This is a genomic window from Variovorax sp. GW822-FHT04A09 (genome assembly GCF_058801005.1).
In genome coordinates this window covers 1,292,594-1,309,391 of record NZ_JBXAMV010000001.1, presented here as the reverse complement: position 1 = coordinate 1,309,391, position 16,798 = coordinate 1,292,594, and the positions used below count along the sequence as shown (strand labels likewise).

Sequence of the window (16,798 nt, the reverse complement as noted above, 5' to 3'; positions counted from 1 at the left end):
TTTGCCGCGGCAGCGCTGCGGCCCGCACCTTGACCGCCGGAGGGCGGCAACATCCACAACGACGACGACAGGAGACGAGACAGATGACGCAACAGAGTTTTCAACGACGCGATGTGCTGCGCGTCGCCGCCGCTGCCGGGGCCGTGGCCCTGTGCGGTGGCGCACGTGCCCAGGGCTGGCCGACCAAGCCCGTGACCATGGTGGTGCCGTTCCCGGCCGGGGGAGGCACCGACGCCTTCGCGCGCCCGCTGTCGGCCCAGTTCTCCCGCGCGGCAGGCCAGACGCTGGTCATCGACAACCGCGGCGGCGCGGGCGGCACCGTGGGCGCGAGCATCGCGGCCAAGCTGCCGGCCGACGGCTACTCGCTCTTCATGGGCGCCGTGCACCACGCGATCGCGCCGTCGATCTACCCCAAGCTCGACTACGACCTCGAGAAAGACTTCGTGCCCCTGATGCTGCTGGCCAACGTGCCGCAGGTGGTGGTGGTCAACCCGAAGCGGGTGCAGGCCGCGACCATCCAGGAGCTCATTGCCACCGCCAAGCGCAACCCCGGCAAGCTCAACTACGGCTCGGCCGGCTCGGGCACCTCGCACCACCTGGCGGGCGAGCTGTTCAAGCTGCAGACCGGCACCTTCATCACGCACATTCCGTACCGCGGCGCGGGCCCGGCGCTGTCCGACCTGATCGCGGGCAACGTCGACCTGATGTTCGACGGCCTGGGTTCCTCCGCGCAGCACATCAAGGGCGGCCGCATCAAGGCGCTCATGGTGGCCGGCGCCAAGCGCAACCCCGCGTTCCCCGACGTGCCCTGCGCCGCCGAAGTCGGGCTGCCCGACTACACCGTCACCACCTGGTACGGCCTGTGGGCGCCCAAGGGCACGCCGGCCGAAGCGCAGACGCAGATCATCGACACGATGAAGAAGGCGCTGGGCACCGACGAGCTGAAGGCCATCTGGGCCCAGAACGGCTCCGAGATCCCGAACGTCACGAACGCCGCCTACGGCCGCTTCGTCAACGCCGAGATCAAGCGATGGGCCACGGTCGTGAAGGCCTCGGGCGCCAAGCTCGAATGACCGAGCGGCAGGTCTCGCTGCGCCGCGAAGGCGCCGTGGCGCTCGTCACGCTGTCGAACCCGGGGCGTCTCAATGCGATGACGCGCGCCATGTGGCGCGCGCTGCGCGCGGTGTTCGACGACCTGCACGGCGACACCGTGCTGCGCTGCGTCGTCGTGCGCGGGGAGGGCGCTGCCTTCTGCGCGGGCGGCGACATCTCCGAGTACCCCTCGTTCCGCTTCGAGGAGGCGAGCCTGCGCGAGTTTCACGAGAACGAAGTCTGGGCCGCGCTGCAGGCGATGCTCGACTGCCCGCTGCCGCTGGTGGCGCAGATCGAAGGCGCCTGCATGGGCGCCGGCGTCGAGATCGCCAGCTGCTGCGACATCCGCCTAGCCGGTGCGTCGGCGAAGTTCGGCGCGCCGATCGCGAAGCTGGGTTTCCCGATGGCGCCGCGCGAAGCCGCGCTGGTGCATGGCGCCATCGGTGACGTGCTGGCGCGCGACATGCTGCTGGCCGCCGGCGTGCATGGCGCGCAGCGGCTGTACGACGCGGGCTTTCTCCTGCATGTGCTGCCCGACGCCGAAGTGCCCGCTGCCGCGCAGGCGCATGCGGCGCGCATTGCCGCGCTGTCGCCGCAAGCCGCGCGCCTGCACAAGGCCACCTTCACCGCATTGAAGCGCGGCGGTGCGGCGACGCAGCAGCTGCTGGCCACCGCGTACGACTATGCCGACAGCGCCGAGCACCGCGAAGGCATCGATGCCTTCCTGGCCAAGCGCCCTCCGAATTTCCGACCTTCCTGAGCCTGCCGTTTGATGATGACGAAGATGATGAAGACGAAGTCCTCCCCCAACGCCAACCTGTTCGCCGCCTTGCGCGCCGCCTTTCCCGCCGACCTCGACGCCATCGCGGTCGAGACCGAGAGCGGCCTGCATTACTCGTGGCGCGACCTCGACCGCGCCAGCGCGATGATCGCCAACCTGCTCGACGGCCTGAAGCTCGAGAAGGGCGCGCGCGTCGCCGTGCAGGTCGAGAAATCGGTCGAAGCCATGCTGCTGTACCTCGCAACCCTGCGCGCGGGCTACGTGTTTTTGCCGCTCAACACGGCCTACCAGAGCGCCGAGATCGAGTACTTCATCGGCAACGCCGAACCCGCCGTGGTCGTGTGCACCGGCCGCAACGCGGCCTGGGTGCGGCCCATCGCCGAGGCGGCCGGCACGCGACACGTGTTCACGCTGGACGACGACCGCACCGGCACGCTGCTCGACGCGGCGGCGCGCTGCAGCGACCGCCACGCCGTGGCGATCAAGAAGCCCGACGACCTCGCCGCCATCCTGTACACCAGCGGCACCACCGGCCGCAGCAAGGGCGCGATGCTCACGCACCGCAACCTGCTGTCGAACGCCGAAGTTCTCAAGGACTACTGGGGCTGGACGAAGGGCGACGTGCTGATCCACGCGCTGCCGATCTTCCACGTGCACGGCCTGTTCGTGGCGCTGCACGGCGCGCTGCTCAACGGCAGCAAGATCCTGTGGTTCTCGAAGTTCGACCCCAAGCGCATCGTCGCCAAGCTGCCCGAGGCCACCGTGTTCATGGGCGTGCCCACGCTCTACGTGCGCCTGCTGGCCGAGCCGGGCCTCACGCGCGAGGCGGTGCGCACCATGCGCCTGTTCGTCGCGGGCTCGGCGCCGCTGCTCATCGAGACGTTTGACGAATGGCGCGAGCGCACCGGCCACACCATCCTCGAACGCTACGGCATGAGCGAGACCGCCATGCTCACGTCCAACCCGTACGACGCCGCCAAGGGCGAGCGCCGCGGCGGCACCGTCGGCTTCGCGCTGCCGGGCGTGCAGCTGCGCGTGCGCGACGACGAGGGCAAGGACCTGCCGGTCGACGAGATCGGCGGCATCCAGGTGAAGGGCCCCAACGTGTTCGCCGGCTACTGGCGCATGCCCGAGAAGACGAAGGAAGAGTTCACCGCCGACGGCTTCTTCAAGACCGGCGACGTGGGCAAGATCGATGCGCGCGGCTACATCACCATCGTCGGACGCAGCAAAGATTTGATCATCAGCGGTGGCTACAACGTCTACCCGGCCGAGATCGAGGGCTACATCAACGAGATGGCCGGCGTGGCCGAAAGCGCCGTCATCGGCGTGCCGCACCCCGACTTCGGCGAGGTGGGCGTGGCCATCGTGATCCCCAAGGGCGGCGCCACGATCGACGCCGACGCCATCGTGGCCGAGCTCAAGGCCAAGCTGGCGAACTTCAAGATCCCGAAGCGCTGCTTCGTCGTGCCGGAACTGCCGCGCAACACGATGGGCAAGGTGCAGAAGGCGCTGCTGCGCGCCGAGCACAAGGGGCTGTTCGCCGCCTGAGTCCCGCCGCGCGCCCGGGCTTCAGGCGGCGGGCGCGAGCCCGTTCATCAGCCCGCTGCGCGCGTGGCAGTTGATGTACTCGTAGCTTTGCTCGTCGGCCTTCAGCACCGACACCTCGTGGTACAGGCGCAGGCGCAGCTCGAAGTTCAGCGCCTGCACGTAGCGCATGAAGCTGCCGAAGATCGCGACGTGCGTCGGGTGCGACTCGGCCCAGCGCTCCATGTCGGCCAGCGAGCGCCAGTAGCTCAGACCGAAGGATTTCTGCAGCGGTGCACCGTGTGCGTCGAGGTGGTGCATGAAGCGGTTGCTGTAGCAGCCGATGGGCAGGCCCTGGTCGCGCAGGAAGTCCATGCCTTCGCGCAGCACCGGGGCCATGTCTTCCAGGTAGCGCTGGCGTTCCTGGCCGGTGGTCTCGGTCCATTCCTGGCCCGAACGGATCATCGCGAGGTGCGTGTGGCCCGCGATGCGCACGCGCCGGCCTGACGCAGGCGTGCCGGCGATCACCGCGCGCGTGCCCGAAGGCGCGAGCGCGTCGGCCTGCGCGAGCGGGAGTCGATCGCGCATCGACCCCCCAGTAGCCGTGCTCCTGCAGTTCGCCGCTCACACCGCCCATCACCACGCCGATGCCCTCTAGGCGGTCGGGCGTGCTGAACAGGGTCTCGAAGTGTGCAGCACGCGGGGAAGCGATTTCGCGGAAGTAGCCGAGGCCTTCATGCAAGCGCTCGTCGGCGCTCCACCAGGCCTCGATGGCGGGCGTGGCACACCAGCGCGCGAACGCCGCCGCATCGTGCCAGCAGGCGATGGCGATCATGTTGTCGTACCCGTCGGCGTCGACGCAGTGGGCCAGGTCGTGGTGGCCGGGGCCGTCGGGCAGGGCGAAGTCGCGGGTGATTTTCAGAAGCGCGGCGCAGGCCCGGCCCTGCATCGCCGGGCCGCGCGATTGCACGCCGAAGTAGCCCATCACGACCTGGGTCGTCGCCGCGGGCGCGCGCGCCGACCAGCCGGGGTAGGGTGGCGTGTGATCGTCTGCCACGCGGCGCTCGCGGGTGCGCGGGCAGCGCAGGTGCTCGGGGATGGCCGATTCCATGGTGCGGCTCCGTGGTTGGCTCAGGCCACGACCGGCTCGGGCACGCTGCCCTCGGGCTCCGGCGTGAGCTGCACCACCACGGGCGTGCGCCGCGTCTTGTTCAGCAGCAGCTGTGTGACGTCGGGCCGTGAATAGTGACCGCTCGGATCGGCCGCCGCCTTGGCGAGCGCGATCATGCCGAGGTCGATGTCGGCGATCACCAGGCCTTCGGCGTCTTCGGCCAGCGGCGTGCCCAGTGGCGAACCGTCCGGGCCGTAGATGCGCGCATGCCCGCCGCCGACGCCCAGCATCTGCCGCTTGCCGTCGTCGGTGCACATCAGCTCGCTCATCGCCTTCGACACCGTGGCGCAGGGCGCGATGACGAAGCAGCCGCCCTCGACTGCATACACCTGGCTCGCGGCGTTGTTGACCTCATGGCCCAGCGCGTAGGCCGCGCCGCGGTAGAGCGAAAAGCTCGGCCATGCACCGCAGTGGATCTGCTCGTTCTGCGCATACATCGCGTACTTGCTCAGCGGCTGCAGGTGCTCCCAGCAGCACAGCGAGCCGATGTTGCCCAGCGGCGTCTGGACCACGTGCAGGTCGGCGCCGTCGCCTTCGCCGAACACGGTGCGTTCCACGTGCGTGGGCTTGAGCTTGCGACGCGTCTGCACGGTGCGGCCCTGGTCGTCGATCAGCGCCTGCGCGATGTACAGGCTGCCCGCCGCTTTCTCGCTGTAACCGAGCGAGAGCCAGATCTTGTGCTGGCGCGCCGCCGCCTGCAGGCGTTCGAACTCGGGCGAGCCGATGACCAGCGAGTTGTCGTGGTAGCGCTGCACGAACTGCATGCCCCAGGCCGGCGAATCGAGCCAGACCCACCACGGGTAGCCCGGCACCCAGGTCTCGGGAAAGGCGATGAGCTGCACGCCCTGTTTCGCGGCCTGCGCCATGAGGTCGATGGTCTTGTCGATGGTGGCGTCGAGGTCGAGGAAAACAGGCGCGGCCTGCACGGCGGCGACGCGGAGCTGGGGGTGGACGGTGGTCGGCATGGGGTGTTCTCCAGGGGGCAATGAACGTAACGAAATCCCCACTGTGCGCACCGGGTTTGCGCGGTGGCATGCGGGTTGCATGAAGCGTAAATTCGCGCCGCCGGAATGCCTTGACCCGGATTGGCGGCGTTCTTGTTCCAGCGTTGCATGTGCCTTGCGAAGGCCTTCCGAGGACCCCGATGACCCCCTTGCTCAGCACCGATGCCGTCCCGCGCGACCAGCGGCTCGCGTACTGGACCGACATGATCTGCAACGTCTACGTGCAGCTCGAATGCGACGCGGTGCGCACCGGCGACTTCGAGGGCAGCATCCGCCAGCACGCACTGCCCGGCCTCGGCATGTCGGTCGTGACCTCGCGGGCGCAGAAGGTGATGCGCACGCCCGGCCACATCGCGGCGTCGAGCGACGACTGTTTTCTCGTGAGCATCCAGGCGCGCGGGCAGGGCGTGGTGCGCCAGGACGGGCGCGACGCCGTGCTCGGCGCCGGCGACTTCGCGCTGTACGACAGCACGCGGCCCTACCAGCTGCTGTTCGACCGGCCCTTCGAGCAGATCGTGCTCAAGCTGCCCGGCGAGCGGCTGCGCAGCGAACTGCGCGACACCGAGGCGCTCACGGCCACCACGGTGTCAGGGCGCGAGGGCGCGGGGCACCTGCTGCTGGGCATGATCCGCACGCTGCGCGAGGACTTCGACGCGCTGCAGCCGGCCTCGGCGCTGGCGGTGGCCCATGGCGTGCAGAACATCCTCGTGGCCGGCCTGCAGACGCTGCCTGCGGCGCACGCACCGGCGCTCAGCAAGCTCACGGCGTACCACCTGGGGCGCGTGAAGCAGCGCATTGACGAGCAGCTGGCCGATCCGACGCTGTCGGTGAGCACGCTGGCGGCGCAGCTGGGCATGTCGGTGAGCCACATCCACCGCGTGTTCAAGAGCGAGCCGCTGACGCCCTCGCAGTACATCTGGGAGCGCCGGCTCGACGCATGCAGCCGCGACCTGCTGGAGCCGCGCCTGGCAGGGCGGCCCGTGGGGGAGATCGCGTATGGGAGGGGGTTCAACGACGCGGCGCATTTCAGCCGCGCGTTTCGCGAGCGCTTCGGATGTTCGCCGCGCGAATGGCGGCAGCAGCGCTCGCCGCAATGACCGCGGCCACGGCGCATCGGCCGTCGCCGGGGTGATCGGGTCTTCTTACTGGACCAGCAGCACCGAGATGTCGGTCTCGGCCACGACCTTGGTCGCGACCGAGCCCATCAGCGCGCGGCCCAGGATGCCGTGGCCGTGCGTGCCGAGCACGATCAGCTCGGCCTTCGATTCGGTGGCCGACTTGAGGATTTCCTCGGCCGCGTGGCCGTGGCGCGCATCGGCAGTGAAGTTGGCCACGCCTTTCTCGGCGAACCAGGCCTTCACCGGGTCGAGCACCTTGGCGTTTTCCTCGGCGTAGTACTCGGTGACGATTTCCTTGCTCAGGTGGCGCGCCACGTGGCCGGAGATGCCGGTGCAGACATTGACCACCACCAGCTCATGGCCGTCCACGAACATGGCGCGGTTGGCGAGCAGGTAATTGAGGGCCTTTTGCGTGTAGGCGCTGCCGTCGACTGCAATGAGGATTTTCATGGCTTTCCTTCTACGACTGTGAACAAGTGCCGCATAGGATGGCACAGGAAAGCCACGGGGTGTTTGATATGCCTCAGCCGCGCAGGCCCTTCCAGAGCATGTAGGCGGCCAGCAGGTACAGGATGCTCGCGAACACGCGCTTGAGCTTCTTCACCGGCAGGCTGTGCGCGGCCTTGGCGCCCAACGGCGCGGTGAACACGCTGCAGGCCGCGATCACCACGAGCGCGGGCAGCCAGATGTAGCCGAAGGCGCCGGCCGGCAGGCCCTGCACCGACTGGCCGCTGAGCACGTAGCCCAGCACGTTGGCCACCGCGATCGGAAAGCCCAGCGCCGCGCTGGTCGCCACCGCGTTGTGGATCGCCACGTTGCACCAGGTCATGAACGGCACGCTGATGAAGCCGCCGCCCGCGCCCACCAGGCCCGAGATGAAGCCGATGATGCCGCCCGCCGCGAGCTGGCCGCCGGTGCCGGGCATCTGGCGCGTGGGCTTGGGTTTCTTGTCGAGGAACATCTGCGTGGCCGAGAAGCCCACGAACAGCGCGAAGAAGATGGCCAGCGCCGTGCCCTTGAGCAGCGCGAACACGCCCAGGCTGCCCGCCAGGCTGCCGATCACGATGCCGGGCGCCAGGCGCTGCACGATGTCCCAGCGCACCGCACCGCGCTTGTGGTGCGCGCGCACGCTGGACACCGACGTGAAGATGATCGTCGCCATCGAGGTCGCGATCGCCATCTTCACCGCCAGGTCGGCCGGCACGCCGCGCTGGCCCATGATGATCGTGATGAACGGCACCATCAGCATGCCGCCGCCGATGCCCAGCAGGCCGGCGAGGAAACCGGTGCCCAGGCCGAGCGCGGCGAGTTCGGCGATCAGGAGCGGGTCGAGCAGGGCAGCGAGGTTCACGGGAGGATGGGGAAAGAACGAGCGGCTGAAAAAGCAACGGCCCCATGCAGTGAAGCAGGGGGCCGTGGCGGGAAAAGGTGTCTGCAGATGGTGTGCCGGACCCGCATCCTGAACCAGGGTTCAGGTGGGCGAGGGCAGCAGGACTTCGGGTTCATCTGACGCGAGATGATCACGCCCGTCAAGCGATGTACCAAGCCCGGCTCCGGAGAGCATTGGAACAAGGAAATATTAAGCCCGACACGTCTGCAGACAAAACGGATTTTACGCCCCGGATGTGCCGGGCCGCGTGCCCTCAGAGCAAATGTCCATCGCCCGCCAGGGCCTGATCGAGTCTCTGAATGAGCTGGGCGGCCTTCGGGTCGGTGTCGGCGGAGCTTTCTTCCGTGCTGCTGGCAGCGACAGGGGCCGGTGCCGCGGCAGCAGCGGCCTGCTGGGCCGCGAGATCGAAAGCCAGGTTCAGCGAGGCGAGCACGGCGATGCGGTCGCGTGCCTTCACCTTGCCTGCGTCGCGGATCTTGCACATGGCCGCGTCCACGCGGTCGACGGCCTCGCGCAGTTGCGCTTCGCCGCCGTCGGGACAGCCGAGCAAGTAGCTCTGGCCCATGATCTGTACTTCAATCTGCTTCATGCGTGATGGGAATCTTCGGAAGGGGGTTCGGCCGGCAGCCGTTCGAGCAGGGCATCGAGGCGGGTGCGGGCCGCGGCGAGCCGCGACTTCAGGCCGTCGCGTTCACGCGTGAGCGCATCGACCTGTTCCTGCAGCAGCGCGTTGGTGCGCTGCACCTCTTCGTGACGCACGAGCAGGCGTTCCACACGCTCGGCGATCTGGTCGATGGGGCTGGAGGCGGGCATGGTTGGCGATTGTAGTTTCCCGGGAATTCGGAACATCCGGCGCACCGCGCGGGGCGCGCACCGGACGTGGCCGAGATTCTGGGGCCTGCGCCGCCTGCGATCAAACCCGGTGTGGTGCGTCCGCCCCGTGGGCCTAAAATCTCGCCCGTTGGTGCTCGCGGCGTGGTTCGCACGGCGCAGTTCAACGGGAAGCAGGAGTGGACGCCCCCCGGGGCCGAAGCCGCCTGCGCTGCCCCCGCAACGGTCAAGCAGACGACGCCGCAACGCGTCACCCCTTTCCATCCAGCCACTGGGCGCCCTGAAACAGGTGCCTGGGAAGGCGGCAAAGGGTCGATCTGCCAGCCCGGATACCGGCCAACAAGGCGGCTGCCGCATCGGCAGCCATGACGCCCATGGCGCCGGCGGGGAAGCCGGCCAGGGCATAGAAGTTCGTTCGGTTCACCCCATGATTTCCTGTGTTTCCCTCTCCAGCGGCCGCGCCAGCGTGCGCCGCAACCGTCCCGCGTGCCTGCCGCTGACGCTCGCCCTGGCCTCGGCCTTCGGCGGCCTGGCCCTGGTGCCGCTGGCTGCGCAGGCGCAAGCCGCCGCAACAGCATCTGCCACGCTCGACGAGACCGTCGTCACCGCCAACCGCACGCCGCAGGCGCTGTCGGACCTGGTGGGCGATGTCTCCATCGTCGACCGCAAGACCATCGAGCGCAGCGGCGCCACCGGCGTGGCCGACGTGCTGGCGCGCCTGCCCGGCATGGAGATCTCGCGCAGCGGCGGCGTGGGCAACGCCACCAGCGTGTTCATCCGTGGCGCCGAATCGCGCTTCACCGCGGTCTACCTCGATGGCGTGCGCATCGATTCGCAATCGACCGGCGGCGCCGGCTGGGAAGGCATTCCGCTCGCGCAGATCGACCGCATCGAAGTGCTGCGCGGCCCGGCCGCCGCCGTGTACGGCTCGGACGCCGTGGGCGGCGTGATCCAGCTCTTCACCAAGCGCGGCGAGGAGGGCGTGTCGCCCTACGCCGGCATCGGCTTCGGCAGCCACGGCCTGCGCAAGATCGAAGGCGGCGTGAGCGGCAAGTCGGGCCTGCTCGACTACTCGTTCGGTGTCGCGCACGAGGAAAGCAAGGGCTTCAACATCCAGCCGATCGCCAAGCGCACGCCCTCGAAAGACGGCTTCACCAACCCCGACCGCGACGGCTACCGCAGCACCTCGGGCAACCTGAAGCTGGGTTTCCAGATCACGCCCGACCAGCGCATCGACGCCACCTTGCTCACCAGCAACACCGAGGCGGCCTACGACCCGTCGGTGAGCTTTCGCACCAAGCCGCCGATCACCTTCCGCAACGACGTGTCGACCAACGAGCTGCGCACCGCCGGCCTGACCTGGTCGGCCAAGTGGAACGACATCTACAGCACCCGCCTGCAGGTGACCGATTCGCAGACCGTCTACAAGACCCAGCCCTCGTTCTACCGCACCGAAACCCGCCTGCGCGGCTACCTGTTCCAGAACGAATTCCGCTTCGGCGCGCACCTGGTGACCGCCACACTCGAGCGCCGCGAAGACGCGCTCGAAAATGCGCCCACCACCTCGGCCAAGCTGTTCTCGCGCGACCGCTCGCAGAACGCCGCCGCACTCGGCTACGGCTACGTGAAGGGCCCGCATTCGCTGCAGCTGCACGTGCGCCATGACGACGACAGCGAGTTCGGCGGCAAGACCACCGGCAGCGCCGCCTACGGCTACGCGATCACGCCGAGCCTGCGCGCCACCGTGTCGGCCGGCACCGCGTTCCGTGCGCCCACGCTGTACCAGCGCTTCAGCGAATACGGCCTGGCGAGCCTGCAGCCCGAATCGAGCCGCAACGTCGAGCTGGGCCTGCAGTACACGGCCGGCGCCACGCAGGCCGGCATCGTGCTGTACCGCAACCGCGTGCAGAACCTGATCGTGTTCGACGGCAGCGCCAAGGGCTGCCAGTCGTCGTTCGGCTGCTACGCCAGCACGGCGCGCGCACGCTACCAGGGCGTGACGCTCACGGGCGGCCACCGCATCGGCGACGTCACGCTGCGCGCCTCGCTCGACTACCAGGACCCGCGCGACCTGGCCAACGACCACCTGCTGGCACGCCGCGCACGGGCCCACGGCACGCTGGGCGCAGACTGGCGCATCGCCGGCTGGACGCTGGGCGCCGAGCTCCAGAGTTCGGGCAAGCGCTACGACGACGCAGCCAACACCGTCAAGCTCGGCGGCTACACGCTGCTGAACCTGTCGGCCAGCAAGCAGATCACGCGCGACCTGAACCTGGTGGCGCGCGTGGACAATGTGGGCGACAAGGACTACCAGTTCGCACGGCTCTACGCCACCGGGGGCCGCACCGCGTACGTCGGACTCAAGTGGACTCCGCAGTAAGCACCCGCCGCTCTTCGCCCGGCGCAGCCGTCACCTGCGCCGCGGTGCTCGTGGCCGCGCCGGCCTCGGGGCAGGGCAAGACCACGGTCGCGGCGGCGCTGGCGCGGCTGCACGTGCGCCAGGGCCGCCGCGTGCGGGCCTTCAAGTGCGGGCCCGACTTCCTCGATCCGCACTGGCTCGCGCTGGCCACCGGCGCGCCGGTGCACTCGCTCGACCTGTGGATGACCGGCGAGGCCGACTGCCGCGCGCGCCTGCATGCCGCCGCGTGCGAGGCCGACCTGGTGATCGTCGAAGGCGTGATGGGCCTGTTCGACGGCACGCCCAGCGCGGCCGAGCTGGCCGAGCGCCTGGGCCTGCCCGTGCTGGCCGTGATCGACGCCCAAGCCATGACCGGCACCTTCGGCGCGCTGGCCTACGGCCTGCAGAACTTCCGTCCGGGCCTGCCCTGGGCCGGCGTGCTGGCCAACCGCGTGGCCGGCGAGCGCCACGCCGACATGCTGAAGGACGCATTGCGCGAACCCGGCGACTGGCTCGGCGCCTTGCCGCGCAGCGCCGATTTCGCGCTGCCCGAACGTCACCTGGGGCTGGTCGGTGCCGCCGAACTCGGCGATGCGATGGTGCGGCTCGATGCCGCGGCCGACGTGCTCGCCGCCACGCCGCTGGGTCAGCGCGCGCCCGGGCAGCTGCCGCAGGTGCGCTTCGAGCCCGTACCGGCCGCGCCCGTCGCGCCGCTGCTGGCCGGACGCACCATCGCCATCGCGCGCGACACGGCGTTCTCGTTCATCTACCCGGCCAACCTCGAGGTGCTCGAAGCCCTCGGTGCGCGGCTCGCGTTCTTCTCGCCGCTGGCCGACGACCCGCTGCCGCCTTGCGATGCCGCCTGGCTGCCCGGCGGCTACCCCGAGCTGCACGCGGCCGTGCTGTCGGCCAGCGACCGGCTGCGGCTCTCGCTCGCCAACCACGTCACGGCCGGCAAGCCGATCTGGGCCGAGTGCGGCGGCATGATGGCGCTGTTCGACGAACTCGCCACGCGCGACGACGCCGAGCCGACCGACGTGCACCGCCTCTGGGGCGTGCTGCCGGGGCGGGCCGTCATGCAGAAGCGGCTGGCCGGCCTCGGCCCGCAGCAGCTCGACCTGGGCGCGCATGCCCTGCGCGGCCACACCTTCCACTACTCGCGCTGCGAGACGCCGCTCGCGCCCGCCGCGCGCACCGTCGGCACGCGCGGCGGCGAGGCGCTGTACGTGCACGGCCCCGTGCGCGCGAGCTACTTCCATGCGTGGTTCGCGTCCAGCCCGGAAGCGACCGCGCGGCTCTTCAGCGCCATGCCCCTCGAACTCGACAGCCACGCCGCACAGGCGCCCCCCGATGCCCCTCACTGAGCACGAATTCATCCTCGGCGGCCAGAAAAGCGGCAAGTCGCGCCGCGCCGAACAGCGCGCGGCCGACTGGCTGGCTTCCGGGCCCGCATCGCGCCGCGCGGTGCTGATCGCCACCGCGCAGGCCCACGACGACGAGATGCGCGAGCGCATCGCGCGCCACCAGGCCGACCGCGCCGAGCGCGTGCCCGGTCTGCAGACCCTCGAAGAGCCGATCGAGCTGGGGCGCGCCATCGTCACGCAGAGCGCGCCCGACACGCTCGTGGTGGTCGACTGCCTCACGCTGTGGCTCACCAACCTGCTGATGCCGCTGCGCACCGAAGGCGCCGCGGTGGTCACGCGCACGCCCTCGGCGCACGCCACGCTGCTGCTCATCGCGCTGCGCGAGGCGCGCGGGCCGGTGGTGCTGGTCGGCAACGAGATCGGCCTGGGCGTGATCCCGCTGGGCCGCGAGACCCGTGCTTTTGTCGACGTGCTCGGCCGGCTGAACCAGGACGTGGCGGCCGCCTGCCACCGCGCGACGCTGATGGTCGCCGGCCTGCCGCTGACGCTGAAGGCGCCAGGCGCATGAGCTTCGACCGCATGAAGACCTGGTTGCGAGCGTCGTTGCTCGGGCTCGCCCTGGCGGTGGGCGCGCAGGCGGCGCAGGCCGTCGACGTGGTCGACGAGCGCGGCGTCACCGTGCACCTGGCGCAACCGCCGCAGCGCATCGTCTCGCTGCTGCCGTCGCTGACCGAAGGCGTCTGCGCACTCGGCGCCTGCGACCGTCTGATCGGTGTCGACCGCTATTCCAACTCGCCCGCGCAGGTGCGCGCGCTGCCGCAGCTCGGCGGCGGGATCGATCCGAACGTCGAAGCCATCGTCGCGCTCAAGCCCGACGTGGTGCTGCTCGCCAAATCGTCGCGCGTGACGCAACGGCTCGAAGCGCTGGGCCTGAAGGCGATCGTGCTCGAACCCAAGAGCCACGCCGACGTGCGCCGCGTGCTGGGCGCGCTCGACCAGGTGCTCGGCACGCACGAGGCGCCCGCCGTGTGGCGCGCCATCGACGCGGCCGTGTCGGCCGCGGCGCAGTCGCTGCCCGCCAGCGCCAAGGGCCTGCGCGTGTACTTCGAGGTCAACACCGGCCCTTACGCGGCAGGCGACTCGTCCTTCATCGGCGAGACGCTCGCGCGGCTGGGCGTGAAGAACATCGTGCCGGCGTCGCTCGGCCCCTTTCCCAAGCTCAACCCCGAGTTCGTGGTGCGCGCGAACCCCGACCTCATCATGGTCAGCGTGCGCAGCGCGATGGGGCTGGAGCAGCGGCCCGGCTGGGGCGGCATCCGCGCGGTGCGCGAAGGCCGCGTGTGCCGCTTCGACGCCGAGCAGACCGACGTGGTCGTGCGCCCCGGCCCGCGCATGGACGAGGCCGCGCGCCTGATGGCACAGTGCCTGTCGGACAAGGGGCGGTGAGCGGCATGCATTCCGCCCATCTGCGTCGCGTGTTGCTGCTCGGTGCCGGCTTGCTCGTGTTGGGCGCGGCGCTGCTGCTCTTCGGTCTGGGCATCGGCAGCACCGGTTTCCAGAGCCTGCTGTCCGCGCGGCACGATCCGGTGGCGCTGCAGATCGTGTGGGACATCCGCCTGCCGCGCACCCTCGGCGCGTGGCTCGCGGGCGCACTGCTCGGGCTTGCGGGCGCGGTGGCGCAGGGCCTGTTCCGCAACCCGCTGGCCGACCCGTACCTGCTGGGCAGCGCCTCGGGCGCGTCGCTCGCCGTGGCGCTGGCGCTGATGCTGTTCGGCGGCTCCGTCACCAGCACGCAATGGGTGATGCGCCTGGGACTCACCGGCGCGGCCTTCGTCGGCGCGGTGGCGGCGGTGCTGCTGACGCTCACGCTGGCGCGTGGCGTGCAGCAGACCCTGCGGTTGCTGCTGGCGGGCGTGATCGTCGGCGTGGTGCTGGGCGCCGCCAAGGACCTCATCACCATCGCCTCGGCCGACATTCTTCAGGCGTTGCAGGGCTTCGTCCTCGGCAGCACCGGCCTGGTCGGCTGGGCCGCCTGCGCCGTGATGGCGGCGGTCGGCGCGGCCTGCCTGCTGCTGGCCTGGGCGCTCGCGCCGGTGCTCGACGGGCTCGCGCTGGGCGAGGCCACGGCGCGCAGCCTGGGCCTGCCGCTGGGCGCCATGCGCGCCGCGCTGGTGGCGGTGCTGGCGCTGGCGACCGGCGCCGCCGTCGCGCAGACCGGCCTCATTGCTTTCGTCGGCCTGGCCGCGCCGCACCTGGTGCGCTCGGTGGTCAAGACCACGCACGCGCGGCTGATCGTGCTGTCGGCGTTGATGGGCGGGCTGCTGCTGATGGCGGCCGACCTGCTGGCGCGCTGGCTGATTGCGCCGCAGGAGCTGCCAGTGGGCGTGCTCACGGCCGTGCTCGGCGGCAGCTACCTGCTGTGGCTGATGCACCGGCGCGGCGCGAAGGGAGGCGGCCTATGAGCCGCACGCCATCCGCCGCGCTCGAAGCGCACGGCCTCAGCGCCACGCTCGGGTCGGTCGAGGTGCTGCACGGCATCGACCTGTCGCTCGCGGCTGGCCGCTGGACCAGCATCGTCGGACCGAACGGCGCCGGCAAGTCGACGCTGTTGAAAGCGCTGGCAGGGTTGCTCGCACATCGCGGCGAAGTGCGGCTTTTCGGCGAGGCGCAGGCGGCCGTGCCGGCCCGCGTGCGCGCGCGGCGCCTGTCCTGGCTGGGCCAGAGCGGCACGGGCGAGGGCAGCGCCGACGATTTGATGGTCTACGACGTCGCCATGCTGGGGCGCCTGCCGCACCAACGCTGGCTCGCGGCACCCAGCGAAGCGGATCGCGATGCGGTGGAGCGCGCATTGCGCAGCACCCAGGCCTGGGACTGGCGCGACCGTCCGTTGGGGCAACTCTCCGGCGGCGAACGCCAGCGTGTGCTGCTGGCGCGCGCGCTGGCGGTCGAGGCCGAGCTGCTGCTGATGGACGAGCCGCTGGCCAACCTCGATCCGCCGCATCAGGCGGACTGGATGCAGACGGCGCGTGCACTGGTCGCGCAAGGCCGCACCGTGGTCAGCGTGTTGCACGAGCTGCCGATGGCGCTGGCTGCGGACGAACTGGTGGTGATGAATCGGGGGAGGGTGACGCATCACGGTGCCTGTTCCGACCCTGAAACTCACCAGGCGCTGGAGCAGGTGTTCGACCATCGCATTCGCGTGCATCGCGTGGCGGACCAGTGGATCGCATTGCCGCTATGAAGCTTCGCGCATCAAGTCATTCGGGGCGCGCTCCCGCCGACGGGGCACCTTGCTCCGCGAATGTCCCCCGGCCTGCGGCCTCCTCCTTGATTTCGCTGCGCAAGGCACCTCATCGACGCGAGCGTGGGGCAGTGCGGTTGTTGATCGAGCAGCACAACGACCGCGCTCGGTGTGCGCAGGACACTGGGTACTTCCCGCAGCGAAATCAAGGAGGAGGGCGAAGCCCGGGGGACATTCGCGGAGGGAAGTACCCGGTGGCCTGCGCACACGCCCTGAACCACAAGAACACCCAAGAACGGAACCCCTCATGCAAATAGAAACCCCTCCCAGCGAAAAGCCCTACGAAAAACCCGAAGGCGAACGCCGCGGCATCGTCATCGTCAACACCGGCGACGGCAAGGGCAAGAGCACCGCAGCATTCGGCCTCGCGTTGCGCGCACACGGCCGCGGCAAGGCCGTGAAGATCTACCAATTCATGAAGGTGCCCTCGGCGCGCTTCGGCGAGCACCGCATGTTCGAGCAGATCGGCATTCCCATCGAAGGCCTGGGCGACGGCTTCAGCTGGAAGAGCCAGGACCTCGAACGCTCGGGTCAGCTCGCGCGCGACGGCTGGGAGAAGGCCAAGGCCGCCATCCTGTCGGGCGACTTCTTCCTCGTGGTGCTCGACGAGATCACCTACCCGTTGATCTACGGCTGGCTGCCGCTCGAAGGCGTGCTCAAGACCCTGCGCGCGCGCCCCAAGCACGTGCATGTCGCGCTCACCGGCCGCCGCTGCCCGCCCGAGATCATCGAGCTGGCCGACACCGTCACCGAGATGCAGATGGTCAAGCACGCGTTCAAGGCCGGCATCCCGGCGCAGCGCGGCATCGAGGACTGACCCC

16 protein-coding genes, 1 pseudogene and 1 riboswitch are annotated in these 16,798 nt (G+C 70.0%); of the genes and pseudogenes, 11 read left to right on the top strand and 6 right to left on the bottom strand.

Features of this window, described 5'->3' with window-relative positions; translation table 11 throughout:
• Positions 1-83 precede the first annotated feature (83 nt).
• Genes AC1RLW_RS05880 through AC1RLW_RS05870 form a run of 3 tightly spaced genes read left to right on the top strand, consistent with a single transcriptional unit; the run spans position 84 to position 3,424 of the window.
• A complete protein-coding gene (locus tag AC1RLW_RS05880) occupies positions 84-1,073 on the top strand; it encodes a Bug family tripartite tricarboxylate transporter substrate binding protein (RefSeq protein WP_062480542.1) in 990 nt (329 codons plus the stop codon).
• The gene (locus tag AC1RLW_RS05875) at positions 1,070-1,852 is read left to right on the top strand and encodes an enoyl-CoA hydratase/isomerase family protein (protein ID WP_493192464.1); all 783 of its coding nucleotides are present in this window, start codon (positions 1,070-1,072) and stop codon (positions 1,850-1,852) included. Before AC1RLW_RS05880 ends, AC1RLW_RS05875 begins: the two co-directional genes overlap by 4 nt.
• A 27-nt stretch (positions 1,853-1,879) precedes the next feature.
• Entirely contained in the window at positions 1,880-3,424 is a 1,545-nt protein-coding gene (locus AC1RLW_RS05870) for a malonate--CoA ligase (RefSeq protein ID WP_493193063.1), read from the top strand.
• A 21-nt stretch (positions 3,425-3,445) separates the two neighbouring features.
• On the opposite strand, the pseudogene AC1RLW_RS05865 reads toward AC1RLW_RS05870, so the two are convergent.
• Together AC1RLW_RS05865 and AC1RLW_RS05860 are read right to left on the bottom strand one after the other, a co-directional pair.
• Positions 3,446-4,511: pseudogene (locus AC1RLW_RS05865) on the bottom strand (phenylacetaldoxime dehydratase family protein).
• A gap of 20 nt (positions 4,512-4,531) precedes the next feature.
• Complete coding sequence (locus tag AC1RLW_RS05860) at positions 4,532-5,536, bottom strand: carbon-nitrogen hydrolase family protein (protein WP_492742217.1); 1,005 nt, start codon at positions 5,534-5,536, stop codon at positions 4,532-4,534.
• A 179-nt stretch (positions 5,537-5,715) separates the two neighbouring features.
• Here AC1RLW_RS05860 and AC1RLW_RS05855 point away from each other — a divergent pair, with 179 nt between their 5' ends.
• The gene (locus tag AC1RLW_RS05855) at positions 5,716-6,672 is read left to right on the top strand and encodes an AraC-like ligand-binding domain-containing protein (protein WP_493192463.1); all 957 of its coding nucleotides are present in this window, start codon (positions 5,716-5,718) and stop codon (positions 6,670-6,672) included.
• Positions 6,673-6,717: 45 nt separating this feature from the next.
• On the opposite strand, the gene AC1RLW_RS05850 is transcribed toward AC1RLW_RS05855, so the two are convergent.
• The 4 genes from AC1RLW_RS05850 to AC1RLW_RS05835 all read right to left on the bottom strand — a co-directional run bounded on the left by AC1RLW_RS05850 (position 6,718) and on the right by AC1RLW_RS05835 (position 8,896).
• A complete protein-coding gene (locus tag AC1RLW_RS05850; RefSeq protein ID WP_062480532.1) occupies positions 6,718-7,143 on the bottom strand; it encodes a universal stress protein in 426 nt (141 codons plus the stop codon).
• Positions 7,144-7,216: 73 nt separating this feature from the next.
• Positions 7,217-8,044 carry a sulfite exporter TauE/SafE family protein gene (locus tag AC1RLW_RS05845; RefSeq protein ID WP_070060491.1) on the bottom strand — a complete coding sequence of 276 codons (828 nt, stop codon included), beginning with the start codon at positions 8,042-8,044 and terminating at the stop codon, positions 7,217-7,219.
• A 292-nt stretch (positions 8,045-8,336) separates the two neighbouring features.
• A complete protein-coding gene (locus AC1RLW_RS05840) occupies positions 8,337-8,672 on the bottom strand; it encodes a cell division protein ZapA (protein ID WP_369632657.1) in 336 nt (111 codons plus the stop codon).
• Positions 8,669-8,896 (bottom strand): hypothetical protein, encoded by a 228-nt coding sequence (locus AC1RLW_RS05835; protein WP_056581479.1) that lies wholly within the window; start codon positions 8,894-8,896, stop codon positions 8,669-8,671. The genes AC1RLW_RS05840 and AC1RLW_RS05835 overlap by 4 nt, the downstream gene beginning before the upstream one ends.
• Positions 8,897-9,029: 133 nt before the next feature.
• Positions 9,030-9,269, top strand: a riboswitch (cobalamin riboswitch).
• Between the two features lie 72 nt (positions 9,270-9,341).
• On the opposite strand from AC1RLW_RS05835, the gene AC1RLW_RS05830 reads away from it, so the two are divergent.
• The 7 genes from AC1RLW_RS05830 (at position 9,342) to cobO (ending at position 16,794) form a co-directional block, all read left to right on the top strand.
• A complete protein-coding gene (locus AC1RLW_RS05830) occupies positions 9,342-11,294 on the top strand; it encodes a TonB-dependent receptor domain-containing protein (RefSeq protein ID WP_493192462.1) in 1,953 nt (650 codons plus the stop codon).
• Complete coding sequence (locus AC1RLW_RS05825) at positions 11,279-12,676, top strand: cobyrinic acid a,c-diamide synthase CobB (protein WP_493192461.1); 1,398 nt, start codon at positions 11,279-11,281, stop codon at positions 12,674-12,676. Before AC1RLW_RS05830 ends, AC1RLW_RS05825 begins: the two co-directional genes overlap by 16 nt.
• On the top strand, positions 12,663-13,244 hold the full coding sequence (locus AC1RLW_RS05820) for a bifunctional adenosylcobinamide kinase/adenosylcobinamide-phosphate guanylyltransferase (protein ID WP_159271953.1): 582 nt from the start codon (positions 12,663-12,665) through the stop codon (positions 13,242-13,244). Before AC1RLW_RS05825 ends, AC1RLW_RS05820 begins: the two co-directional genes overlap by 14 nt.
• 11 nt (positions 13,245-13,255) lie before the next feature.
• The gene (locus AC1RLW_RS05815; RefSeq protein ID WP_493193062.1) at positions 13,256-14,122 is read left to right on the top strand and encodes an ABC transporter substrate-binding protein; all 867 of its coding nucleotides are present in this window, start codon (positions 13,256-13,258) and stop codon (positions 14,120-14,122) included.
• Positions 14,123-14,127: 5 nt separating this feature from the next.
• Complete coding sequence (locus AC1RLW_RS05810) at positions 14,128-15,138, top strand: FecCD family ABC transporter permease (protein WP_095747588.1); 1,011 nt, start codon at positions 14,128-14,130, stop codon at positions 15,136-15,138.
• Positions 15,135-15,917: an ABC transporter ATP-binding protein gene (locus AC1RLW_RS05805; protein WP_493192460.1), complete on the top strand. Its 783-nt coding sequence runs from the start codon at positions 15,135-15,137 to the stop codon at positions 15,915-15,917. Before AC1RLW_RS05810 ends, AC1RLW_RS05805 begins: the two co-directional genes overlap by 4 nt.
• Before the next feature lie 307 nt (positions 15,918-16,224).
• Positions 16,225-16,794, top strand: coding sequence for a cob(I)yrinic acid a,c-diamide adenosyltransferase (cobO, locus tag AC1RLW_RS05800; protein ID WP_493192459.1), 570 nt, complete (start codon positions 16,225-16,227; stop codon positions 16,792-16,794).
• Positions 16,795-16,798 lie beyond the last annotated feature (4 nt).